Source organism: Streptomyces sp. NPDC034103, assembly GCF_055575395.1.
This window is the reverse complement of record NZ_JBVISS010000011.1, coordinates 106,778-129,130: the sequence shown is the minus strand read 5'-3', so window position 1 is coordinate 129,130 and position 22,353 is coordinate 106,778. Positions and strand designations below refer to the sequence as shown.

22 protein-coding genes are annotated in these 22,353 nt (G+C 70.8%); 12 read left to right on the top strand and 10 right to left on the bottom strand.

From position 1 onward, the window contains the following. Window positions 1–128: 128 nt before the first annotated feature. Window positions 129–293 carry a hypothetical protein gene (locus tag ACZ56U_RS25095; protein WP_469086237.1) on the bottom strand — a complete coding sequence of 55 codons (165 nt, stop codon included), beginning with the start codon at window positions 291–293 and terminating at the stop codon, window positions 129–131. A gap of 403 nt (window positions 294–696) precedes the next feature. On the opposite strand from ACZ56U_RS25095, the gene ACZ56U_RS25090 reads away from it, so the two are divergent. From ACZ56U_RS25090 to ACZ56U_RS25055, 8 genes are all read left to right on the top strand, one after another. Continuing rightward, window positions 697–1,917, top strand: a complete 1,221-nt coding sequence (locus ACZ56U_RS25090) for an amidohydrolase (RefSeq protein ID WP_469086424.1) — start codon at window positions 697–699, stop codon at window positions 1,915–1,917. 280 nt (window positions 1,918–2,197) lie between these two features. Further along, on the top strand, window positions 2,198–3,235 hold the full coding sequence (locus ACZ56U_RS25085; RefSeq protein ID WP_469086236.1) for a BMP family lipoprotein: 1,038 nt from the start codon (window positions 2,198–2,200) through the stop codon (window positions 3,233–3,235). Between the two features lie 242 nt (window positions 3,236–3,477). Next, the gene (locus ACZ56U_RS25080) at window positions 3,478–4,524 is read left to right on the top strand and encodes a BMP family lipoprotein (RefSeq protein ID WP_469086235.1); all 1,047 of its coding nucleotides are present in this window, start codon (window positions 3,478–3,480) and stop codon (window positions 4,522–4,524) included. A 227-nt stretch (window positions 4,525–4,751) separates the two neighbouring features. Continuing rightward, window positions 4,752–6,404, top strand: a complete 1,653-nt coding sequence (locus ACZ56U_RS25075) for an ABC transporter ATP-binding protein (RefSeq protein ID WP_469086423.1) — start codon at window positions 4,752–4,754, stop codon at window positions 6,402–6,404. Further along, window positions 6,401–7,522, top strand: a complete 1,122-nt coding sequence (locus ACZ56U_RS25070; protein ID WP_469086234.1) for an ABC transporter permease — start codon at window positions 6,401–6,403, stop codon at window positions 7,520–7,522. The genes ACZ56U_RS25075 and ACZ56U_RS25070 overlap by 4 nt, the downstream gene beginning before the upstream one ends. Beyond that, complete coding sequence (locus ACZ56U_RS25065; RefSeq protein ID WP_469086233.1) at window positions 7,522–8,784, top strand: ABC transporter permease; 1,263 nt, start codon at window positions 7,522–7,524, stop codon at window positions 8,782–8,784. Before ACZ56U_RS25070 ends, ACZ56U_RS25065 begins: the two co-directional genes overlap by 1 nt. After that, entirely contained in the window at window positions 8,781–9,185 is a 405-nt protein-coding gene (locus ACZ56U_RS25060; RefSeq protein ID WP_469086232.1) for a cytidine deaminase, read from the top strand. Before ACZ56U_RS25065 ends, ACZ56U_RS25060 begins: the two co-directional genes overlap by 4 nt. Window positions 9,186–9,262: 77 nt before the next feature. Then, window positions 9,263–10,546, top strand: a complete 1,284-nt coding sequence (locus tag ACZ56U_RS25055) for a thymidine phosphorylase (protein ID WP_391234981.1) — start codon at window positions 9,263–9,265, stop codon at window positions 10,544–10,546. Between the two features lie 88 nt (window positions 10,547–10,634). Here the strand turns inward: ACZ56U_RS25055 and ACZ56U_RS25050 are convergent, their stop codons facing one another. After that, complete coding sequence (locus tag ACZ56U_RS25050) at window positions 10,635–11,555, bottom strand: AEC family transporter (RefSeq protein ID WP_469086231.1); 921 nt, start codon at window positions 11,553–11,555, stop codon at window positions 10,635–10,637. Window positions 11,556–11,705: 150 nt separating this feature from the next. On the opposite strand from ACZ56U_RS25050, the gene ACZ56U_RS25045 reads away from it, so the two are divergent. After that, a complete protein-coding gene (locus ACZ56U_RS25045; protein WP_469086422.1) occupies window positions 11,706–12,092 on the top strand; it encodes an STAS domain-containing protein in 387 nt (128 codons plus the stop codon). On the opposite strand, the gene ACZ56U_RS25040 is transcribed toward ACZ56U_RS25045, so the two are convergent. Both ACZ56U_RS25040 and ACZ56U_RS25035 read right to left on the bottom strand, forming a co-directional pair. Then, window positions 11,976–12,989, bottom strand: coding sequence for a sigma-70 family RNA polymerase sigma factor (locus tag ACZ56U_RS25040; RefSeq protein WP_469086230.1), 1,014 nt, complete (start codon window positions 12,987–12,989; stop codon window positions 11,976–11,978). The genes ACZ56U_RS25045 and ACZ56U_RS25040 overlap by 117 nt on opposite strands. Before the next feature lie 394 nt (window positions 12,990–13,383). Then, on the bottom strand, window positions 13,384–14,649 hold the full coding sequence (locus tag ACZ56U_RS25035) for an MFS transporter (protein ID WP_469086229.1): 1,266 nt from the start codon (window positions 14,647–14,649) through the stop codon (window positions 13,384–13,386). 63 nt (window positions 14,650–14,712) lie between these two features. On the opposite strand from ACZ56U_RS25035, the gene ACZ56U_RS25030 reads away from it, so the two are divergent. After that, a complete protein-coding gene (locus ACZ56U_RS25030) occupies window positions 14,713–15,675 on the top strand; it encodes a LysR family transcriptional regulator (RefSeq protein ID WP_469086228.1) in 963 nt (320 codons plus the stop codon). An 85-nt stretch (window positions 15,676–15,760) separates the two neighbouring features. On the opposite strand, the gene ACZ56U_RS25025 is transcribed toward ACZ56U_RS25030, so the two are convergent. Then, a complete protein-coding gene (locus ACZ56U_RS25025) occupies window positions 15,761–16,519 on the bottom strand; it encodes a prolyl oligopeptidase family serine peptidase (protein WP_469086227.1) in 759 nt (252 codons plus the stop codon). A gap of 113 nt (window positions 16,520–16,632) precedes the next feature. On the opposite strand from ACZ56U_RS25025, the gene ACZ56U_RS25020 reads away from it, so the two are divergent. After that, window positions 16,633–17,796, top strand: a complete 1,164-nt coding sequence (locus tag ACZ56U_RS25020; RefSeq protein ID WP_469086226.1) for an adenosine deaminase — start codon at window positions 16,633–16,635, stop codon at window positions 17,794–17,796. Between the two features lie 135 nt (window positions 17,797–17,931). Further along, on the top strand, window positions 17,932–18,291 hold the full coding sequence (locus ACZ56U_RS25015) for an ATP-binding protein (protein ID WP_469086225.1): 360 nt from the start codon (window positions 17,932–17,934) through the stop codon (window positions 18,289–18,291). Between the two features lie 68 nt (window positions 18,292–18,359). Here the strand turns inward: ACZ56U_RS25015 and ACZ56U_RS25010 are convergent, their stop codons facing one another. The 5 genes from ACZ56U_RS25010 to afsQ1 all read right to left on the bottom strand — a co-directional run bounded on the left by ACZ56U_RS25010 (window position 18,360) and on the right by afsQ1 (window position 22,143). Next, window positions 18,360–18,569, bottom strand: coding sequence for a PspC domain-containing protein (locus ACZ56U_RS25010; RefSeq protein ID WP_469086224.1), 210 nt, complete (start codon window positions 18,567–18,569; stop codon window positions 18,360–18,362). A gap of 91 nt (window positions 18,570–18,660) precedes the next feature. Next, window positions 18,661–19,212 carry a VanZ family protein gene (locus ACZ56U_RS25005; protein ID WP_469086223.1) on the bottom strand — a complete coding sequence of 184 codons (552 nt, stop codon included), beginning with the start codon at window positions 19,210–19,212 and terminating at the stop codon, window positions 18,661–18,663. 71 nt (window positions 19,213–19,283) lie between these two features. After that, window positions 19,284–19,889, bottom strand: a complete 606-nt coding sequence (locus ACZ56U_RS25000; protein ID WP_469086222.1) for a hypothetical protein — start codon at window positions 19,887–19,889, stop codon at window positions 19,284–19,286. Window positions 19,890–19,918: 29 nt separating this feature from the next. Beyond that, entirely contained in the window at window positions 19,919–21,469 is a 1,551-nt protein-coding gene (locus ACZ56U_RS24995; RefSeq protein ID WP_469086221.1) for an ATP-binding protein, read from the bottom strand. Next, window positions 21,466–22,143 (bottom strand): two-component system response regulator AfsQ1, encoded by a 678-nt coding sequence (gene afsQ1, locus ACZ56U_RS24990; RefSeq protein ID WP_055611283.1) that lies wholly within the window; start codon window positions 22,141–22,143, stop codon window positions 21,466–21,468. The genes ACZ56U_RS24995 and afsQ1 overlap by 4 nt, the downstream gene beginning before the upstream one ends. Window positions 22,144–22,353: the final 210 nt, after the last annotated feature.

Here is a 22,353-nt window from a genome sequence, read left to right as displayed (position 1 = left end):
AGGTGAACCACCCAGGAAGCCGGGCGGGGAGTCGGCCGGGGGCTGGGAGCGGGAGTCGGACGGGCAGTCGGGCGCGGGCTCGGGCGGTGTGACCTGGACGGGCTGCCGCGGGCGTCGGCGGCGGCCGATCAGCCACACCGCCGGCGCGAGCGCCGGCCCGTCAGGATCATGATCACCAGAGTTGCCAGGATCAGACCCGCCATCCCGGGGAACCCGACCCTGGCCGGCAGCCCCGGGATCTGCTCCTCGCCGCAACCGCACGCCCGCCAGTCCCGTGCCGTGTGGATCGTCATGGGGGAAGCCTGCCCCGCGGCGCCCCGGCCGTCGCTCCGCGTGGCGGAAAGGTCGCGCGGCGGTGATGATTCCGGGACCGGAACAAGCGTCTCCATGGAGGGAGGGTGGATTCCCGGCGGTGTGGCGGTCCCGACACGTGAACAGAGCCGACGGGGCGGCACCGGGCGTGGTATCCGTGGAGGGAGGAGTGGATGAGTGACGGATGTGGCCGGAAGTCCACGGCCGCGTTCTCTCCGGGGATCTCAAGATCCACTCGCTCGGAAAGTCGGGCGAGTTTACCCATCCCAGTCGATACGTATGCGTCGAGCGGCCAGATTTTCTTCCCCTAACGGGTTGAACTTTTGTTGATCGAGGGTCAGTTGGCCACCTCGACGTCCTACCCTTCAGAGGGTGAAGCAATTGATGTCACTGGAGTCCGAGGCCGATATCCCCGCGGAAGCACTGCTTCCCGGCACGCTGCCGGAGTCGCTGCGTGCCGAACTCGTCGCGTTCCGCCGCGACTTGCACATGCACCCGGAACTCGGCAACCAGGAGTTCCGCACCACCGCCGCCATCAAGGCACGGCTCGAGAAGGCCGGCCTGAGGCCGCGGGTGCTCGCGGTGGGCACGGGGCTCGTCTGTGACATCGGCGACTGGGAGAGCGGGCGCCCCGCCCTCGCCCTGCGGGCCGACATCGACGCCCTGCCGATCCCGGACACGAAGAGCGACTGCTCGTACCGCTCGACCGTGCCGGACCGCGCCCACGCCTGCGGGCACGACGTGCACACCACCGTCGTCCTCGGCGCCGGCCTGGTGCTGGCCGATCTGCATCGCCAGGGGCGGCTGACCCGGCCCGTGCGGCTGGTCTTCCAGCCCGCCGAGGAGGTGCTGCCCGGCGGCGCCGCCGACGCCATCGACTGCGGGGCGCTGGAGGGCGTCGGGCAGATCATCGCCGTGCACTGCGACCCCCGGGTCGACGCCGGGCGGATCGGGCTGCGCGCCGGCCCCATCACCTCCGCCTGCGACCGGCTGGAGATCGCCCTGGACGGACCCGGCGGGCACACCGCGCGCCCCCACCTGACGACCGACCTGGTCACGGCCGCCGCCCGGGTGGTCACCGACGTGCCGGCGCTCGTCGCCCGGCGCATCGACACCCGCGCCGGTCTCGCCATCACCTGGGGGCGGATCGAGTCCGGCCACGCGCCCAACGTGATCCCGCAGCACGCCGAACTCTCCGGCACCGTCCGCTGCCTGGACATCGAGGCCTGGCGGCAGGCGCCCGACGTCGTGGTCGCCGCGATCGACGAGGTGGCCAACCTGCACCGCGCCAAGTCCGAGATCAACTACGTGCGCGGAGTGCCGCCCGTGGTCAACGACCCGGTGGTGACCGAGCTGTTGAGGGACGCCATGACCGCCCGCCGCGGTGCCGCCTCCGTCGACGGCACCGAGCAGAGCCTGGGCGGCGAGGACTTCTCCTGGTACCTGGAGCACGTGCCGGGCGCCATGGCCCGTCTCGGTGTCCGCCCGCCCGGCGAGCGGGCCGTACGCGACCTGCACCAGGGCGACTTCGACGCCGACGAGCACGCGATCACGGTCGGCGTGGAGCTGTTCACGGCCGCCGCGCTGCTCGGTGGCACCTCCTGAGGGACCGGCAGATCGTGCGAAGGGGCGCCCGTTGAGCGCCCCTTCGTCCCCTTGTGTCACCCGCCCGTAACCGGGTTCTCGCGCACGTAACCCGGTGGCGGCACGGTTCGATAACGGCCAGGAACAATCCCGTTCCCCTCCCCTTCTACGCGCGTTACTGTGCGCCGAACAGCCACCAGCGGCGGCGCGTCGGGGAAGCGGGCCGCTCGGCGGACCGTGGCATGAAGGGGTGCTTGCTGTGCGTTCCATATCTCGGAGGACCAGGTTCTCCCAAGCAGTGGTGGCCGTCTCGGTCATTGCGCTCGCGGCCGTCGGCTGTGGCGAGTCCAGCACGAAGGCCGGCAGCGACGACTCCTCGTCGTCCTCCTCCGGCACGTACTCGGGCAAGGGCATCGGCCTGGCGTACGACATCGGCGGCCGGGGCGACCAGTCGTTCAACGACGCGGCCTACGCCGGCTTCGAGCAGGCCGACAAGGAATTCAAGATGGGCGGCCGGGACGTCCAGCCGAGCGACGGCGAGTCCGACGCGGACAAGGTCCAGCGGCTGACCGAGCTCGCGAAGGCCGGCTACAACCCGGTGATCGGCGTCGGCTACATCTACGCGCCGGCCGTCAAGGAGGTCGCCGCCAAGTTCCCGAGGACCACCTTCGGCGTCATCGACGACGAGCAGGTCAAGGCCGCCAACGTGGCCGACATGGTGTTCTCCGAGGAGCAGGCCTCCTACCTCGCGGGCGTCGCCGCCGCCAAGGCCTCCAAGGCCAAGCACGTCGGCTTCATCGGCGGTGTGGACATCCCGCTGATCCACAAGTTCGGCGCGGGCTTCGAGCAGGGCGTCAAGTCCGTCGACCCGAGCATCAAGATCGAGTCGCAGTACCTGACCGAGACGCCCGCCGAGGGCGGCTTCTCCAGCCCGGACAAGGGCAAGGAGGCGGCCAGCGGCCAGATCGAGAAGGGCGCCGACGTCATCTACCACGCCGCCGGTCTCTCCGGTCAGGGCGTGATCTCCGAGGCCGCCGCCAACAAGGTGTGGGCCATCGGCGTCGACTCCGACCAGTACAACCAGGACGCGCTGAAGGACTACAAGGACTACGTCCTCGGCTCGGCCCTGAAGAACGTCGGCGGCGCGGTCTACAACCTCGCCAAGTCCGTCTACGAGGGCAAGCCCCTCACCGGTGTCGTCCGCGGCGACCTGAAGTCCGGCGGCGTGGGCTTCGCCGACTCCAACCCGAAGTACAAGGCCATGACCGACGTCGTGGCCGCGGTCGACAAGGCCAAGCAGGACATCATCGACGGCAAGGTCACGGTGAAGACCTCATAACGCCGCGAGGCCACTCCGAGTGAGCCGAAAGGCCCCTTCCGTACGCCCTCCCGGGCGCCGTTCCAGGTCGTACGCCCCTTGCCTCCCGCAAGGGGCGTACTGCTGTCCGTAGTCTGTCCACCAACTGTGGCCACAGCTCGGTAACGGACCGGACAGAAGGGGTTTTCCGTCTGGTCTACGCGCGTTACGCTGCGGCGGAACCAGCGCCTGGTTTGGGCGCTTGCACAAAGGAGTCTCGTTCCATGCGCCGGGTGTCCCGTATCACGGTTGCAGGCGTTGCAACCGCAGCCCTTGCCCTGACCGCGTCCGCCTGCGGCAGCTCGTCCTCCGAGTCGTCCAGCAGCGACAGCAAGAACCTGGGCCTGGCCCTGGCGTACGACGTCGGCGGCAAGGGCGACCAGTCCTTCAACGACGCCGCGACCGCCGGCCTGGACAAGGCCGACAAGGAGTTCGGCTACAAGTCCACCGCGATCGAGCCGCAGGACGGCGAGTCGGACGCGGACAAGGTGCAGCGCCTGGAGAACCTGGCCAAGCAGGGCTACAACCCCGTCATCGGGGTCGGCTTCGCCTACGCGCCCGCCGTCAAGGAGGCCGCCGCCAAGTTCCCGAAGACCACGTTCGGCATCGTCGACGACGAGCAGACCAAGGCCGACAACGTCGCCGACCTCGTCTTCTCCGAGGAGCAGGCCTCCTACCTGGCCGGCGTCGCCGCCGCGCTGTCCACCAAGTCCAACGTCGTGGGCTTCGTCGGCGGTGTGGACGTGCCGCTGATCCACAAGTTCGCGGCCGGCTACAAGCAGGGCGTCGAGGACACCAAGAAGGGTGTCACGGTCAAGATCCAGTACCTGACCGAGACCGCCGCCGAGGGTGGCTTCTCCAGCCCCGACAAGGGCGAGAGCGCCGCCGAGGGCATGATCGACGACAAGGCGGACGTGGTCTACGCCGCCGCCGGTCTGTCCGGGCAGGGCGTCATCAAGGCCGCCAGCGCCAACAAGGTCTGGGCGATCGGCGTCGACTCCGACCAGTACAAGCAGGACGCGCTCAAGGCGTACAAGAACTCGATCCTGACCTCCGCCATGAAGAACGTCGAGGGCGCGGTCTTCGAGCTCGCCAAGTCCGTCCACGACGGCAAGCCGGCGACCGGCGTGGTCCGCGGCTCGCTCTCCAACGGTGGCGTGAGCGTCTCCAACTCCAACCCGGAGTTCGCGAACAACACCAAGATCCAGGACGCGATCAAGAAGGCGTCCGAGGCCATCAAGAACGGCACCATCAAGGTGAAGACCTCCTGACCCCATCCGGTCACAGGCCTTGGCCACACAAGCGCTGCAATGGCAGCGTTACGGCCACGGAACGGGGCGCGGAGAGGATGACCCTTCGTGCCCCGTTCGCGCGGCAGAATGCTCGGAACGGATCGTGCACCACTCGTAGGCCACATCGAGAACGATCAGGTCCGGGCACTATTTAAAGCAGGGGCGCTACGCGCGTAGAGTGGCCCCTTTCCCAAGGAGAGTGCGCCATCGAAGCGACCAGCAGCCCTCCGCTCACCGCTCAGTCGCCGATCGCGGTAGAGCTGGCGGGGATCACCAAACGATTCCCGGGTGTCGTCGCCAACCACGACATCCACCTGACCGTCCGCAAGGGCACCGTGCACGCCCTCGTCGGCGAGAACGGCGCCGGCAAGTCGACCCTGATGAAGATCCTCTACGGCATGCAGAAGCCGGACGAGGGCACCATCGCGGTCGGCACCGAGCAGGTGACCTTCTCCAGCCCCGCCGACGCCATCTCCCGCGGTATCGGCATGGTCCACCAGCACTTCATGCTCGCGGACAACCTCACGGTCCTGGAGAACGTGGTGCTGGGCAGCGAGAAGCTGCACGGCATCGGCGGCAACGCCCGTAAGAAGATCAAGGAGATCTCCGACCGCTACGGCCTCGGCGTCCGCCCCGACGCCCTGGTCGAGGACCTCGGTGTCGCCGAGCGGCAGCGCGTGGAGATCCTCAAGGTCCTCTTCCGCGGCGCCTCCACCCTGATCCTCGACGAGCCCACCGCCGTCCTCGTCCCGCAGGAGGTCGACGCACTCTTCGACAACCTGCGCGAGCTCAAGTCCGAGGGCCTGGCGGTCATCTTCATCTCGCACAAGCTGGGCGAGGTCCTCTCCGTCGCCGACGAGATCACCGTCATCCGCCGCGGCACGACCGTCGGCACCGCCGTCCCGTCCGAGACCACCCCGCGCCAGCTCGCCGAGATGATGGTCGGCAGCGAGCTCCCCACCCCCGAGACCGCCGAGTCGACCGTCACCGACACGGCCGTCATCGAGGTCAGGGACCTCACCGTGTACGCCTCCGGCGGCGCCTCCCTCGGCGTCGACTCCGAGCCCTCGGGCGGCGTGGGCCTGGCCGCGGAGGGCGGCGAGGTCAAGAAGGTCCTCGACGACGTCTCCTTCACCATCCACGCCGGTGAGGTCATGGGCATCGCCGGTGTCGAGGGCAACGGCCAGACCGAGCTCATCGACGCCCTGATCGGCACCAGGAACGCCGACTCCGGTGCCATCTTCTTCCAGGGCGAGGACATCACCCCCTGGGCCACCCGCAAGCGCCGCGAGTCCGGCGTCGGGTACATCCCCGAGGACCGCCACCGCCAGGGCCTGCTCCTGGAGGCCCCGCTCTGGGAGAACCGCATCCTCGGCCATGTCACCGAGGAGCCCAACGCCAAGGGCTTCTGGCTGAAGCCGAAGGCGGCCCAGGCCGACACCCGCCGGATCGTCGAGGAGTACGACGTCCGCACCCCCGGCATCGACGTCACGGCGGCCTCCCTGTCCGGCGGCAACCAGCAGAAGCTGATCGTCGGCCGCGAGATGAGCCACCGCCCCAAGTTCCTGATCGCCGCCCACCCCACCCGCGGTGTGGACGTCGGCGCGCAGGCCCAGATCTGGGACCGCATCCGCGAGGCCCGCCGCGAGGGTCTGGCCGTGCTGCTGATCTCCGCCGACCTGGACGAGCTCATCGGCCTGTCCGACACCCTGCGGGTGATCTACAACGGCAGGCTGGTCGCCGACGCCGACCCCGCGACGGTCACCCCGGAGGAGCTGGGCTCCGCCATGACGGGTGCCGCCAGCGGCCACCTTGAGCACATCGAGGACGACAGCGCCCCGGAGGACGAGGCCCGATGAAGAAGTTCGACAAGGAGCGACTGCTCCTCGCCGTGGCCGGCCCGGCCCTGGCGCTCGTCGCGGCGATCCTGCTGACCTCGGTCGTGCTGATCGCCTCGGGCAAGAGCCCGATCGAGCCGTACACGCTCATGCTGGAGCAGGCCGGCTTCTCCGACGTACAGGTCCTGATCATCAACCAGGCGTCGATGTACTACATCGCCGCCCTCGCGGTCGCCCTCGGCTTCCGGATGAACCTGTTCAACATCGGCGTCGACGGCCAGTACCGCCTCGGCGCCATGATGACCGCGGTGGTCGGCGCGCACGTCGCGCTGCCGTCCTTCCTCCAGGTCCCCCTGCTGCTCCTGGTCGGCGCCCTCACCGGCGCCATGTGGGCCGGTATCGCGGGCATCCTGAAGGTGACCCGGGGCGTCAGCGAGGTCGTCGCGACGATCATGCTGAACTCCATCGCCACCAGCCTCATCGGCTACCTCACCCTCACCGACAACTGGGGCGTGCCGCTCGGCGACAACGTCACCACCGGTGTGATGAAGGAGTCCGGCTGGGTCCCCGGCATCAACCTGGGCGCCGACGTCGGCGAGATCTACGGTCTGGTCTTCCTCGCCATCGCCATGGGCGTCGGCTACTGGGCCGTCCTCAACCGCACCCGCTTCGGCTTCGACCTGCGCGCCACCGGCGAGTCCGAGACCGCCGCCGCGGCCTCCGGCGTCAACGCCAAGCGCATGGTGCTCACCGCGATGCTGATCTCCGGCGCGGTCGCCGGCATCTCCGGCCTGCCGCTGCTGCTCGGCGACACCCACACCTACAGCCTCAGCTTCCCGGCCGGCCTCGGCTTCACCGCCATCGGCATCGCGCTGCTCGGCCGCAACAACCCGGGCGGCATCGCGCTCGCCGCCCTGCTGTGGGCCTTCCTCGACAAGGCGTCCCCCGCCCTCGACTACGCGACTCCCGAGCCGTACGAGAAGGAGATCGCCACGATCATGCAGGGCCTGATCGTCTTCGCGGTCGTCATCTCCTACGAGGTGGTCCGCACCTGGGGCCTGCGCCGTCAGCAGAAGCGCGTCGGTGAGGAACTCGCCGCTGCCGCCGCCCAGAACAGCAAGAAGGAGGTGGCGGTCTGATGAGTACCGCGATCATCGTCAAGGCTCTGGCGAAGCAGCCCGGCAAGGGCAGCCGCCGCATGTCGCTGCCCGTCCTCCTCCTGATCATCTCCGGTGTGCTGATCCTGACGTCGGTCGTCCGGCTGATCACCGGCGCGGACGGCATCACATCGACCGGCCAGATGTCCACCGCCCTGCGCGCGGCCGTGCCGATCGGCCTCGCCGGTCTCGGCGGTCTGTGGGCCGAGCGCGCGGGCGTCGTCAACATCGGCCTCGAGGGCATGATGATCCTCGGCACCTGGTTCGGCGCCTGGGCCGGCTACCAGTGGGGCCCGTGGACCGGCGTCCTCGTCGGTATCGTCGGCGGCGCGCTGGGCGCCGTCCTGCACGCCATCGCCACCGTGACGTTCAACGTCAACCACATCGTCTCCGGTGTGGCCCTGAACATCCTGGCGCTGGGTACCACCCGCTACCTGTCGAAGTTCACCTTCGAGGGCGTCCCCCAGGGCTCCTCCAAGCAGTCCCCGCCGATCGAGTCGCTGGGCACCTTCGACGTCCCGGGGCTGTCCGACTGGCTCCAGACGCTCAACGGCAAGCACTGGTTCCTGGTCTCCGACATCGCCGGCCTGGTCGGCGGTCTGATCACCAACCTCTCGCCGCTGACCGTCGTCGCCGTGGCCCTGGTGCCCGCCAGCTGGTACGTCCTGTGGCGCACGTCGTTCGGACTGCGGCTGCGCTCCTGCGGTGAGAACCCGATCGCCGCCGAGTCCCTCGGCGTCAACGTCTACAAGTACAAGTACATCGCCGTGATCATCTCCGGCGGCTTCGCCGGCCTCGGCGGTGCCTTCCTGTCGATCGTGTCGTCCAACGTGTACCTCGACGGCCAGACGGCCGGCCGCGGTTACATCGGTCTCGCCGCGATGATCTTCGGCAACTGGATGCCGGGCGGACTCGCCCTCGGCGCGGGCCTGTTCGGCTACACCGACAGCCTCAAGCTGCGCGGCGGTGTCACCAACGTGCACGCGCTGATCCTGCTGCTCGCGATCCTGCTGGTGTTCGGCGTCGCGTACCTGCTCTGGAAGAAGAAGTACCTCCCCGCCGCCCTCACCGCCGCGGTCTCGGCCCTGATGTTCGTCTGGTACGCCACCACGAACGAGGTCCCGAACCAGGTCGTGACGGCCAGCCCGTACGTCATCACCCTGCTGGTGCTCTCGCTGTCCGCGCAGCGCCTGCGGATGCCGAAGGCGGACGGTCTGCCGTACCGGAAGGGGCAAGGCAAGTGACGACCTTTGCCGACGTCGACTGGGACGCCCTGCGGGAGCTGGCGCGCGAGGCGATGAGCCACGCCTACGCCCCCTACTCGGGCTACCCGGTCGGCGTCGCGGCCCTCGTCGACGACGGCCGTACGGTCTCCGGCTGCAACGTCGAGAACGCCTCCTACGGACTCGGCCTGTGCGCCGAGTGCGGGCTGGTCTCGGAGTTGCAGCGCACCGGGGGCGGCCGGCTGACGCACTTCACCTGCGTCGACGGCCGGGGCGAGGTCCTCGTCCCGTGCGGCCGCTGCCGGCAGCTGCTGTACGAGTTCGGCGGACCCGACCTGCTGCTCGAGACACCGGCGGGCGTCCTGCCGCTGTCGGAGATGCTGCCCCAGGCCTTCGGCCCGGACCATCTCACCTCCAAGTAACTCCCGTGCGGCCCCTCTGAGGCGATCAGGGGGGCCGTGCACTTTTCTGAACGTCCGGAAGGAATGCCATGGCTGTGTTGTCGATGGATGCCATCTCTGTCATCCGCACCAAGCGGGACCGCGGTGAGCTCAGCGACGAGCAGATCGACTGGGTCATCGACGCGTACACCCGCGGCGAGGTCGCCGACTACCAGATGGCCGCGCTGAACATGGCCATCCTCCTCAACGGCATGAACCGCCGGGAGATCTCCCGCTGGACCGCCGCGATGATCGCGAGCGGCGAGCGCATGGACTTCTCCTCGCTCTCGCGCCCGACCGCGGACAAGCACTCCACGGGTGGTGTCGGCGACAAGATCACCCTCCCGCTGGCCCCCCTCGTCGCCGCCTGCGGCGCGGCCGTCCCGCAGCTCTCCGGCCGCGGCCTCGGCCACACCGGCGGCACCCTGGACAAGCTGGAGTCGATCCCGGGCTGGCGCGCGCTGCTGTCGAACGAGGAGATGCTGTCGGTGCTGGACGGCACCGGCGCGGTGATCTGCGCGGCGGGTGACGGCCTGGCCCCGGCGGACAAGAAGCTGTACGCGCTGCGGGACGTGACCGGCACGGTGGAGGCGATCCCGCTGATCGCCTCCTCGATCATGTCCAAGAAGATCGCCGAGGGCACGGGCTCCCTGGTCCTGGACGTCAAGGTCGGCTCGGGCGCCTTCATGAAGACCATCGAGGACGCGCGCGAGCTGGCCTCGACGATGGTCGGCCTCGGCACCGACCACGGTGTGAAGACGGTCGCCCTGCTGACGGACATGTCGACCCCGCTGGGCCTGACGGCGGGCAACGCCCTCGAGGTCCGCGAGTCGGTCGAGGTCCTGGCGGGCGGCGGCCCTGCGGACGTCGTCGAGCTGACGATCGCCCTGGCCCGCGAGATGCTGGACGCGGCGGGCGTGCGCGACGCCGACCCGGCGAAGGCCCTGGCCGACGGTTCCGCGATGGACGTCTGGCGCCGCATGATCGCGGCCCAGGGCGGCGACCCGGACGCGGAGCTGCCGGTGGCCAAGGAGCAGCACGTGGTCAAGGCGGGCGCCTCCGGCGTGCTGACCCGCCTCGACGCCTACGACATCGGCGTCGGCGCCTGGCGCCTGGGCGCCGGGCGCGCCCGCAAGGAGGACCCGGTCCAGGCGGGCGCGGGCATCGAGCTGCACGCCAAGCCCGGTGACACGGTCACCGCGGGCCAGCCCCTGCTCACCCTCCACACGGACACCCCGGAGCGCTTCGCGTACGCCCTGGAGGCGGTCGAGGGGTCCTACGACATCGCCGCACCGGGTACGGACTTCACGGCTTCGCCGGTGGTGCTGGAGCGGATCGCCTGAGGTGAGGTGAGGTGACGGAAGAGGGGGCCGACGCCCGGGGCGTCGGCCCCCTCTTCCGTGCCCGCGGTCAGCTTTTTCGTGCCCGCGGTCAGCCCAGCAGCGCCGCGACCACGACGAGGACCGGCACCGACAGGACCGTCGACACCAGGATCGAGTCCCGCGCGAGCCGCTCGCCCACGCCGTAACTCGACGCGTAGGTGTAGAGGTTCTGCGCGGCCGGCAGTGCCGAGGTCACCACCACGTCGAGCAGTTGGTGCCCGCGCAGCCCGAACACCCCCACCGCCAGCGCCCACGCGGCCACCGGCTGGCCCACCGACTTCAACGCGACTGACAGCAGGACCAGTTGGCGGTCCGGCCCCCGGCCCGGCATCGTGCTGCCGCACAGGGAGATGCCGAAGGCGAGCAGCACCGCCGGGACGGACATGTTGCCGATCAGCGTCACCGGGTCCATGACCGCCGACGGGATGTGGACGCCGCTCGCCGACACCGCGACACCGGCCAGCGAGCCCACCGCGATCGGGTTGCGCAGGGGGGTGAGGAGCCGCAGCCACAGGGGGTCCTGGCCGTCCCGGCCCGCCAGGTCCAGCACGGTCAGGGCGATCGGGGTCAGCAGCAGGAGCTGGAACAGCAGCACCGGCGCCACCAGCGAGGCGTCACCCAGGACGTACACCGCGATGGGGATGCCGAGGTTGCCGGAGTTGACGTAACTGGAGCACAGCGCGCCGATCGTCGTGCGGCCCACGCCCCAGCCGCGCACGGCGCCCACCGCGACGAAGACACCCGCCGTCGCCGCCGTGCTCAGCGCGGTGACGACCAGCCGGCTGGAGAAGACCATCGCCAGGTCGGTCCGTGCCAGCGTCGTGAAGAGCAGGGCGGGGGAGGCGACATGGAAGGCGAGCTTGGTCAGCACCTCGCGGCCGTTGTCCCCCAGGTGGCCGCGCCGCCCGATCACATAGCCGACCGCGATGACCACGGCGATGACGGCGAAGCCGGTCAGCACCCCCTGCACGGAACCTCCTCAGCGGTGAGGAGAGCATGCGACATCCAGGGCGGTGCTGATCCGTGGGGCATACAGCCAACCCTCCGGGGAAGGCGGCGCCCAGGTCAATGTGATCCCGGTCGGTGGATGCCCTCATGGCCCTTCGCCCTCGCGGCGGCGATGAGTTCCGTCCGTCCGCCCGGTCTACAGATCGTGGACGCCATGACACCCGCCGTGCTCGTACTGGCCGGCCCCGTCACCCGGGACGAGGTGAGGGGGCTGTGCGACGACGTGCGCGCGCTGCTGCACACGACCGGGGCCCGGGCGGTGGTCTGTGACGTGGCCGGACTCGGACCGCCGGGGCTCGGGGCCGTCGACCTGCTGGCGCGGCTGGAGTTGGCCGCCCGGCGGGCCGGGGGCCGGATCCGGCTCAGAGACCCCGACCCGGCACTACACGCTCTTCTCGACCTGGTCGGGCTCCGCTTCGAGATGGAGGGGCAGGTCGAACAGGGGGAACCAGCGCTGGGTGTCCAGGAAGAAATGGAACCCGGTGAGCCGGCCGTCTGAGATCTCCAGGACCTGCACGGCCCACGGTGTGTAGCCGCCCTTCTCCGGGTCCGGCTTGTACTGGGCGAAGCCCGGCAGGCCGTTCACCTGCACCGGCACCAGACGCGAGCCCTCGCAGGCGGAGCCGAGTGTCGTCATGAAGCCCGAGATGTCGTCGTGGCCCGTCAGCCACAGGTCGAACGGCGGCATCGTCATGATGGCGTCCTCGTGCAGCAGGGCCGTCAGCGCCGTCATGTCGTAGCCCTCGAACGCCGCCACATAGCGGTCCAGGAGCTTTTGCTGGTCCTCGTCCAGGGGGTCGGAGACGGCCGCTGCCGCGCCGTGCTGCTCCTCGCGCTCGGCGAGGGTGGCGCGGGCGCGCTGGAGGGCGCTGTTGACCGAGGCGACCGTGGTGCCGAGCAGCTCGGCGACCTCGCTCGCCCGCCAGGCCAGCACCTCGCGCAGGATGAGCACCGCCCGCTGCTTGGGCGGCAGTTGCTGGAGGGCGGCCATGAAGGCGAGCCGCACGGACTCCTTGGCGACGGCGGCCTCCGCCGGGTCCTCGACCGTGGGCAGGATGCGGGCGTCCGGCATCGGCTCCAGCCAGGTGTGGTCCGGGCGCGGGGAGAGGGCGGCCTGCGCGAGGGGGGTCGAGTCGGTGAGGTCCATGGGCCGCGCGCGCTTGTTGCCGGCCGTCAGCATGTCCAGGCAGACGTTGGTCGCGATGCGGTAGAGCCAGGAGCGGAGGCTGGAGCGGCCCTCGAACTTGTCGTAGCTGCGCCAGGCGCGGACCATCGTGTCCTGCACCGCGTCCTCCGCCTCGAAGGAGGAGCCGAGCATCCGGTAGCAGTAGCCGGTCAGCTCGACCCGGTGCTTCTCCAGCCTGACGTCGAGGTCCGCCGTCGTCGTGTCCGTCATGGTCCACCCACCCCTGTGACCGTCCTGCGTCGCGCCGTTGCGCCCAGCACGTTCGAAACTATCGCAGGGGTCTGACAATGGCGTGCCGAGTAGACGAACGCGCAGGTCAAGCGTGCCTCGCCCCCGCCGCCCCTTCCCATCCCGTCCTCCAGCGGCTGCGCCCCTTCGACCCCGCTCCCAGGGGGCTCTGCCCCCTGGATCCCCGCTCCTCAAACGCCGGAGGGGCTGAGAAACCAGCCCGTCCGGCGTTTGAGGACGAGGCCCGTTCAGGGCCGAAGCAGGGGTCAGGGGGCGGCGCCCCTGGGGACGGGATGGGTAGGGGCGGCGGGGGCGAGGAAAGGCGGTCCCCCTGGCCGACCGACCTCGACCAGGGGGAGGAAAGGGGGCGTGCGGCTCAGGCCGTCAGGAGCCGCTGCTGGGCCCGGGCCGCACGCGTTCCGAGGACGGTGATCGTCACGACGCCGAGCACCGCCAGCAGGCCGACCCCGACGGTCCCGGCCCAGCCGCCCGCGTGGAAGGCGAGCGCGCCGACCGTGCTGCCCGCGCTGGAGCCGATGTAGTACGCCGACTGGTACAGCGCCGAGGCCTGTGCCCGCCCCTGGGTCGCCGTCTTGCCGACCGCCGAGGACGCCACCGCGTGCCCCGCGAAGAACCCGCCCGTGATCAGCACCAGACCCAGCAGGACCAGCACCAGGGAGTCCGCGAGCGACAGCACCAGACCCGCCGCCGTCGTCGCGCCCGCCGCGTACAGCGCGCCCCGGCGGCCGAGGCGGCCCACCAGGCGGCCGGCGGTCGACGCCGAGACCGTACCGACCAGGTACACCAGGAAGATCGAGCCGACGATGCCCTGCGGGAGGTCGAAGGGCGCCTCGGTCAGCCGGTAGCCGATCACCGTGTACACGCCGCCGAACACCGTCATGAACAGGGCGCCGATCGCGTACAGCCGGCGCATCAGCGGGTTGGAGAGGTGGTCCCGCACCGTCCGCGCCAGCACCCGCGGCTTCAGCGACCCGGCGACGAAGTGCCTCGGCGCGGGCAGCAGCAGCCGGAAGGCCACCGCGCACCCGACCGCGACCACCCCGATCACGCCGAGGGCCACCCGCCAGCCCCACTCCTGCGCCACCCAGCCGGTGATGACCCGGCCGCTCATGCCGCCGACGCTGTTGCCCGCCACGAACAGTCCGATCGCCGTGACCAGTGCCTTCGGCCGGACCTCCTCCGCCAGATAGGCGGCGGCGGAGGCGGGCAGACCCGCCAGCGCCGCGCCCTGCAACGCGCGCAGCGCGACCAGCACCGGCAGCGAGGGGGCCAGCGGGACCAGCAGTCCGATCGTCACCGCGACCGCCAGCGAGGCCGTCATGACCGTACGGCGTCCGTACCGCTCCGACAGCGCGCTCATCGGCAGGACGAACAGGGCCAGTCCGCCCGTCGCCGCGGCCACCGTCCAGCTCGCGTCGCTCGCCGCCACCCCGAGGTCGGCGGAGATCAGCGGCAGCAGGGCCTGCGTGGAGTACAGGAGGGCGAAGGTCGCCACCCCGGCGAGGAAGAGGGCGAAGCTCATCCGGCGGTAGCCGGGGCCGCCCGGGGCCATCCGGGAGTTGGGAGCGGGAACGGCGGGTACGGCGCCCACGGCAGTGGACGCCTCGGTACTGGCAGGCATGCCTCGAAGGTACGGACACCCCGGTTCATGCGTCCAATGCATGAACTCGTCATAATCGTTCCCATGGTGCATCAACGCAGCTCACAGTCCCGACTGTCACCGTCCAGTGACACAGAAGACATGACGGAGATGTCGTTGGTGCTGGCTCCCCGCCTCGCCTACTTCGCCGGCGTCGCCCGCACCGAGCACGTCACCCGTGCCGCACAGGAGATGAACGTCCCGCAGTCCACGCTCTCCCGCGCGATGGTCCGCCTCGAACAGGACCTGGGCGTCGACCTGTTCGCCCGGATCGGCCGCACGGTCTCCCTCACCCCGGCCGGGCGGGCCTTCCTCGGCCACGTCGAACGCGCCCTCGGGGAGATCGAGCGCGCCGCCGAGGAGGTGCGCGCGGACGCCGACCCGGCCACCGGCAAGGTCGCCTTCGGCTTTCTGCACACCATGGGCTCGGAGACGGTCCCCGGTCTCATCCGCGCCTTCCGCGCCGACCATCCCCGGGTCCGCTTCAGCCTGGTCCAGAACTACGGCGAGGCCATGATCGAACGGCTGCGCGCGGGCGAGCTGGACCTCTGTCTGACCTCCCCGGTCCCGGACGCCCCGGACCTCGTCGGCCGCCGCCTGGACGAGCAGAAGCTGCGGCTGGTCGTCCCGGCGGACCACCGCCTCGCCTCCCGCAAGCGGGTCCGCCTCGCCGAGGCCGCCGACGAGACGTTCGTGACCCTGGAACCCGGCTACGGCATGCGCCGCATCACCGACGACCTCTGCCAGGAGGCGGGCTTCAGGCCGCGCATCGCCTTCGAGGGCGAGGAGGCGGAGACGCTGCGGGGCCTGGTGGCGGCCGGTCTGGGCGTCGCCCTCCTGCCGCCGCCCGCGGTGCCCCGCCCGGGGGTCGTCGAGCTGACGGTCACCGCCCCGCGCGCGGTGCGCGAGATCGCGGTCGCCTGGCTCGACGGCCACCCGGACACACCACCGGTGGCGGCCTTCAAGAAGTTCCTGCTGGCACAGCGCGGCCGTCTGCTCCCCGACTGACCGGCGGAAGGCCACGCGCGCGGACACGTCGTGCGAGCGGCCCGTGCCGGGGCGCCGCACCCCACGTCAGCCCCGAGGGCCGTGGCTACCGCCGCAGTGACCGCCCGAAGCCCGCCGCCAGCGGCATCCGCAGGCCGAGCGGGGGAGGGGCCGCCAGGGCGTCCTCGACGGGCCGGGAGAAGCTGCGGCCGAACAGCGAGCCCATGACGAAGTCCTCGGCCAGGGCGTGGACTTCGTCCCGGTGCTGGCGCAACGCGTGCCCGGCGGAGTGCACTTCGAACCGGCACACGTCCCGGTTCGCCTTCTTCGCCCGTGCCGCGAGCCGGAACGACAGCTCCGGGTCCGTGCGCGCGTCGTTCGTGCCGTGCACCATCAGCACCCGTCGGCCCGCGAGCTGGCGCACCGGTTCGGGGGGCGCCGCCGCATCCTCCTCGGGCAGCCAGGGGGCGATCGCCAGAACGGAGTTGACGGCGTCGTGGCCACCCGCGTGCAGGGCCGCCCGGGCGCCCATGTCGACGCCCGCCAGGCACACCGGGACGTCCCCGTAACGGCGTACGACCTCCTCGGCGGCCCAGTCGGCGTCCCGGGCGAGATGGGCCGCGGTGCCGTTCCAGCCGCGGTAGCGGTAGTGGACGACATGGGTGGCCAGGCCCTCCTCCCGGCCCGCACGGGCCAGCCGGCGGCCGAGTCCGCGTACGGACGCGGTCGCCATGATGGAGGACGGTCTGCGGTCGGAGCTCTCCTCGCCGCCGGGGAGCAGCAGCACCACCCCGCTCACCGTCGTCGGTTCCGGACCGAGCCGCCCAAGCCGGGCCGTGCGAACCGGCGTCGCTTGCTGTGCCATGACAGAACAGTGTCAGAAGCGTCGGTGTACTCCACCCGTCCGGGCGGTCACCGTTACATATCGACGGAGATGTACAACGCGCGATCTACGCGCGTAGGAGTTACAGTGCGAAAATGACGAGCCAGACTGACCGGACGGGAACCACCCCGAGCTCGGACCAGATCCGCCGGGCACCCAAGGTTCTGCTGCACGACCACCTCGACGGCGGGCTCCGGCCCGGCACCATCGTCGACCTCGCCCGGGACACCGGGTACGCCCAACTCCCCGAGACCGACCCGGACAAGCTCGGCGTCTGGTTCCGCGAGGCCGCCGACTCCGGTTCGCTGGAGCGGTACTTGGAGACCTTCTCGCACACCGTGGGCGTGATGCAGACCCGCGACGCGCTGGTCCGGGTCGCCGCCGAGTGCGCCGAGGACCTCGCCGCCGACGGGGTCGTCTACGCCGAGGTGCGGTACGCCCCCGAGCAGCACCTCGACGGCGGGCTCAGCCTCGAGGAGGTCGTCGAGGCGGTCAACGAGGGCTTCCGGGAAGGCGAGCGGATCGCCCGCGAGAAGGGGCGGCGCATCCGCGTCGGCGCCCTGCTCACCGCCATGCGGCACGCCGCGCGCGCCCTGGAGATCGCCGAACTCGCCAACCGCTACCGGGACCTCGGCGTGGTCGGCTTCGACATCGCCGGCGCCGAGGCCGGCTACCCGCCCACCCGGCACCTCGACGCCTTCGAGTACCTCAAGCGCGAGAACAACCACTTCACCATCCACGCCGGCGAGGCCTTCGGGCTCCCCTCCATCTGGCAGGCCCTGCAGTGGTGCGGCGCCGACCGGCTCGGGCACGGCGTGCGGATCATCGACGACATCCAGGTCCACGAGGACGGCTCGGTCAAGCTCGGCCGGCTCGCCTCCTACGTCCGGGACAAGCGGATCCCGCTGGAGCTGTGCCCCAGCTCCAACCTCCAGACCGGGGCCGCCGACTCCTACGCCGAGCACCCCATCGGACTGCTGCGCCGGCTGCACTTCCGGGCCACGGTGAACACCGACAACCGGCTGATGTCCGGCACCAGCATGAGCCGGGAGTTCGAGCACCTGGTCGGGGCATTCGACTACACGCTCGACGACATGCAGTGGTTCTCCGTCAATGCGATGAAATCAGCGTTCATTCCTTTCGATGAACGACTGGCCATGATCAATGACGTCATCAAGCCCGGATATGCCGAGCTGAAGTCCGAATGGCTGTTCCAGCAGACGGCTTCCACCAGCGCTTCTGTGGCCGAAGAAGGCTGACCGAGGGGCGTCTCGGAACGCGGAATGCGGACGGGTGTTCATCATCCGTCCGCATTTCGATGTTTGCGGCGGGCGGCCGTGCGTGTTTACGGTCGGGGACCGCTCACCGTCATCCCATTTCGAGGACGCACTTTCATGAAGCAGTCTGCTGCCAAGACCCTCGGTGTCGCCGCCCTCGGTGCCGCCTTCGCCGCCGCCGGCGCGGGCGCCGCAAACGCCGCCCCGGCCGTTCCGGACGCCTCCTCGGCGCTGGACACCGTCACCAAGACGCTGCCGGCGGAGAACCTCGCCAAGGCGCTGCCGGGTGCCGGTGAGGCCCTGTCGCAGGCGCAGCCGGCGATCGCCACGAGCCTGGCCGCCGTGACGCCGGCCGCCCAGGGTGCGCTGGCCGACGGTCCGACCAAGCCGGTCGCCGGTCTGCTCGGTGGTCTGCCGGTCGGCCAGACGGGGCTGCCCACGAAGGGCCTGCCGCTGAACGGGATCCCGCTGGGCTGAACCCCGCCCATCGCCCGATGGGGCGCACCCCTGTCGGGGTGCGCCCCATCCGCGTCTGCGAGAGGTGCTTACCAGGCCGCCTGCGCCTTGTTGGCCCTCCCCTCCGAGGGGAACAGGATCCACAGGGCGATGTAGAGCAGGAACTGCGGGCCGGGCAGCAGGCAGGAGACCAGGAAGATCACCCGCATCGTGGTGTCCGAGGTGCCGAAGCGCCGTGCCAGCGCGGCACACACTCCGCCGATCATGCGGCCGTTGGTGGGGCGGGCGAGGCGGGACATTGCGGCTCCTTCGAGAGCGTTGCGGAGGCTGTCTCTGTGACGTCCTCATCTGTTCTCAACGCTACGGAGACGAAGCGGGCAAAGCATCGCTCTACGGTGCGATACCGACCCTGGGAAACGTCGGGGTCCGACCCTGAGGGGCGTCCTCCAGGCGGCGGCCGGCCCGTGCCCGGCGCTCGGTGCGGCGGCGGAGCCGGGCCCGGCCGACCGGGACGAGGGCGGCGTGGGCGAGGGCGACGCCCACGGTGTTCAGGAGCACCGAGTCGATGTCGACGACCTGACCGGGGACCCCGGTCTGGAGCAGTTCGATGCCCAGGGAGATCAGGGCGCCCGCGGCGACCGTGCGGACCAGGGAGCCGAGCGGGGAGGACCACAGGCGGCCGTGCAGGGCCGGGAGCAGGACACCCAGCGGGCCCAGCAGCGCCAGGCCCTCGACGATCCGCCGGGCCCCGACCTGCCAGCCGAGCGCCAGGTCGGCGCGGATCCCGGCGAGCGGGGTCACGTTCGGCGGGGTCATCCACGGCACGTCGAGCGGCCGCAGCGTGAGCCAGGCGACGAACGCGAGGTGTGCGACAAGGAGGACACCCCCTGCCGCACGGATGCGAATCCCGGCGCTGCCGCCGACGAAGCCTTCACGCTGCACGCCCCCCTAGACGCGGCGTGCGGCGGGATCGGTTCCGGGTGGCAGGGTGAGGCGTCCGCCACACGGGTGGCTCAGCCGTCCGTGACCTCCGACGACGGCGGTTCGACGCTGCTCGGCTCGGCGCGGACCTTGTCCGTGCACTCGTAGCGGTGCAGCGGGGTGCCGTCCGGGCCGCCCAGGATGACCGAGCCGTCACCCTCGGCGGCGGCCGAGTCGGAGAACGTGCAGACGATCTGCGCGAGGGAGGACTTGGCGAGGGCGTCCGGCGGATAGCTCAGCCGGAGGGTGTCCTCGGGGTCCTCGGGGCGCGGCCCGGTCACCGTCATACCGTCGCGCACGGTCGTCTTGTACCCGGCCTCCCGCTCACCGGCCGACGGCGCCGAGGCGAGCTCGTTCAGCAGCTCCTGCGCCACCAGGACCCGCTGCCGGGAGTCCGCCGTGCCGTCCTCGACGCTCACCGTCCGGTCGACGGCCACCAGCGACGAGCCGCACAGCAGGAACACCTGGACCGGCAGACCGTGCGAGGACCGGGCGGAGACGTCCGGCTCGGAGACCGAGCAGTGCACCCGGGAGGGCGCCGGGCCGAAGTCCGTCGGCACCTCCGTCGCCCGGATGCCGCACCCGGTGGCCGACGCCGCCAGCACCGCGGGCACCAGCAGCCACCGTACGGTCCCCATGGCTCGCCGCTCCCGCCCTCGCCGTACCCTCATGAGCTCTGCTTCCCCTCGCCCTCCCGGGCCAGCTCCGACGCGTCCCTGGGCAGGCACAGCGTGAACACCGCGCCGCCCTCGGAGGAGTTCGCGGCGGTGATCTCGCCGCCGTGGATGTGGGCGTTCTCCAGGGCGATGGAGAGGCCGAGTCCGCTGCCCTCGGATCGGGGGCGGGAGGCGCTCGCCTTGTAGAACCGGTCGAAGACGTGCGGCAGGACGTCCTCGGGGATGCCGGGGCCGTGGTCCCGGACCTCGATGACGACCGACTCGTCCGCCTGCCGCACCGCGACCCGCACCGGCGAGCCGCCGTGCTTGAGGGCGTTGCCGATGAGGTTCGCCAGGATCACGTCCAGGCGTCGCGGGTCCAGGCGGGCGTGCAGGCCGCGTTCAACGTCCAGCTCCACCGCGTCCAGCCAGGCGCGGGCGTCGATGCACGCGGTGATCTGGTCGGCGAGGTCGACGTCGTCCAGGACCAGTCGGGCCGTGCCCGCGTCGAAGCGGGTGACCTCCATGAGGTTCTCGACGAGGTCGTTCAGACGCCGGGTCTCGCTGACCACCAGCCGCACGGCGGGCTCGATCATCGGGTCCATCGACCCGGTCTCCGCCTCCAGTTCCTCCTCCAGGATCTCCGTGACGGCGGTGATCGCGGTGAGGGGGGTGCGGAGTTCATGGCTCATGTCCGCGACGAACCGGCGGGAGGCGTCGTCCCGCGCGGCCATGTCGTCGACCCGTTTCTCCAGGGCCTCGGCCGCGTCGTTGAACGTCCGTGACAGATCGGCGAGTTCGTCGGTCCCGGACACCCGGAGCCGGGTGTCCAGCTTGCCCTCGCCGAGCCGGCGGGCGGCGACCCCGAGGCGGTGCACCGGTTTCAGCACGGTCGTCGCGGCGGCCTGCGCGAGCAGCGCGGAGCCGATCAGGGCGAGGCCGGTGGCGATACCGAGCGACCAGGCCAGGGAGTTGAGGTCCTTGGCCTCCGGCTCCAGCGACTTGAGCATGTAGCCGGTCGTACCGCCGTTGATCACCTTGGCGCCGGCCACGAGATACGGCGTGCCGTCGTCGACCGTGCGCTGCCAGTACAGGTGGTACGGGTACTTGTTGGCCGAGTCGACGTCCTGCTCCTCGTCGACCGCGGCCCGCAGCGACGTGGGCACGTCCTGGAGCGAGAAGCCGTTCAGGGCGCCGGAGTTGGCGTACAGCGCCGTGCCGTCGGAGTTCTGGGCGACGAGCAGCACGCTGAAGCGCTGGCTGCTGTTGGCCATCTCCTGGGCGGTGCGCTGGAGTTCGTACTGTTCGGGCAGTTCCGGCAGCAGGCCCGCGTGGTTCTGCATCTCCTGCTGGAAGTCGCGCAGCACCGCGTCCTGGGTGCGGGTGAGCACCGCCTCGCGGTTGAGCCAGTAGGCGATCCCGGACGCGGAGACCGCGGCGGTCAGCGCCACCAGGCCGAAGACCACGACCAGGCGCAGGCGCAGACTGGTGAACCTCAGCCGTGACAGATGTCCCTTGCGGTCCGCGGCCCAGCCGCGGACCCCCCCTTGCGCCTGGGTCACTGAGGCGAGTCCAGCCGGTAGCCGACACCACGGACCGTACGGATCAGCGTCGGGGACGACGGCACGTCCTCGACCTTGGCGCGCAGCCGCTGCACACAGGCGTCGACGAGCCGCGAGTCACCGAGGTAGTCGTGCTCCCACACCAGTCGGAGCAGCTGCTGCCGGGACAGCGCCTGCCCCGGCCGCCGGCTCAGCTCCAGCAGCAGCCGCAGCTCGGTGGGCGTGAGCTGGAGGTCCTCGCCGTTCTTCGTCACGGTCATGGCGGCGCGGTCGATGACGAGCGAGCCGAAGGTCGCCGCGTCGTTGGCCTCCCGCTCCCCGCGCCGCAGCACGGCCCGGATGCGGGCGTCGAGGACGCGCCCCTGCACGGGTTTGACGACATAGTCGTCGGCGCCGGACTCCAGACCGACCACGACGTCGATGTCGTCGCTGCGCGCGGTCAGCAGGATGATCGGCAGCTGGTCCGTGCGCCGGATGCGTCGGCACACCTCGAAGCCGTCGATGCCGGGCAGCATCACGTCCAGCACGATCAGGTCCGGCCGCTGCTCACGCAGCAGCTTCAGGCCGTCCTCGCCGGTGGCAGCGGTGGCAACCCGGTGACCCTGGCGCGTCAGAGACAGCTCCAGGGCCGTACGGATGGCGTCGTCGTCCTCGATCAGCAACAGGGAAGGCACGGGGCTCATTCTGGCCCATGGTGGGGTGCGGTTTCGACACCTGGACAGGTACGTGCACAGAGCGCTGCTCTCTGTGTTCGTCCTGTGCGATTCCCGGGACGAGCCCCTGTGACAGGTCTGTGACAGTCGGCGGACACGGCCATGAAGGTGCGACGGCAGGATTCTCGGCACAGGCAAGGAACCACCGCCTGAGCAAGCCGAACACCGGAA

What these genes read in the sequence shown, in the direction of transcription:
- ACZ56U_RS25095 (WP_469086237.1), bottom strand. Translation starts at nt 293, where the DNA reads ATGACGATCCACACGGCACGGGACTGGCGGGCGTGCGGTTGCGGCGAG.
- ACZ56U_RS25090 (WP_469086424.1), top strand. Translation starts at nt 697, where the DNA reads ATGTCACTGGAGTCCGAGGCCGATATCCCCGCGGAAGCACTGCTTCCC.
- ACZ56U_RS25080 (WP_469086235.1), top strand. Translation starts at nt 3,478, where the DNA reads ATGCGCCGGGTGTCCCGTATCACGGTTGCAGGCGTTGCAACCGCAGCC.
- ACZ56U_RS25070 (WP_469086234.1), top strand. Translation starts at nt 6,401, where the DNA reads ATGAAGAAGTTCGACAAGGAGCGACTGCTCCTCGCCGTGGCCGGCCCG.
- ACZ56U_RS25065 (WP_469086233.1), top strand. Translation starts at nt 7,522, where the DNA reads ATGAGTACCGCGATCATCGTCAAGGCTCTGGCGAAGCAGCCCGGCAAG.
- ACZ56U_RS25045 (WP_469086422.1), top strand. Translation starts at nt 11,706, where the DNA reads ATGAGTTCCGTCCGTCCGCCCGGTCTACAGATCGTGGACGCCATGACA.
- ACZ56U_RS25040 (WP_469086230.1), bottom strand. Translation starts at nt 12,989, where the DNA reads ATGACGGACACGACGACGGCGGACCTCGACGTCAGGCTGGAGAAGCAC.
- ACZ56U_RS25035 (WP_469086229.1), bottom strand. Translation starts at nt 14,649, where the DNA reads ATGCCTGCCAGTACCGAGGCGTCCACTGCCGTGGGCGCCGTACCCGCC.
- ACZ56U_RS25030 (WP_469086228.1), top strand. Translation starts at nt 14,713, where the DNA reads ATGGTGCATCAACGCAGCTCACAGTCCCGACTGTCACCGTCCAGTGAC.
- ACZ56U_RS25025 (WP_469086227.1), bottom strand. Translation starts at nt 16,519, where the DNA reads ATGGCACAGCAAGCGACGCCGGTTCGCACGGCCCGGCTTGGGCGGCTC.
- ACZ56U_RS25020 (WP_469086226.1), top strand. Translation starts at nt 16,633, where the DNA reads ATGACGAGCCAGACTGACCGGACGGGAACCACCCCGAGCTCGGACCAG.
- ACZ56U_RS25015 (WP_469086225.1), top strand. Translation starts at nt 17,932, where the DNA reads ATGAAGCAGTCTGCTGCCAAGACCCTCGGTGTCGCCGCCCTCGGTGCC.
- ACZ56U_RS25010 (WP_469086224.1), bottom strand. Translation starts at nt 18,569, where the DNA reads ATGTCCCGCCTCGCCCGCCCCACCAACGGCCGCATGATCGGCGGAGTG.
- ACZ56U_RS25000 (WP_469086222.1), bottom strand. Translation starts at nt 19,889, where the DNA reads ATGGGGACCGTACGGTGGCTGCTGGTGCCCGCGGTGCTGGCGGCGTCG.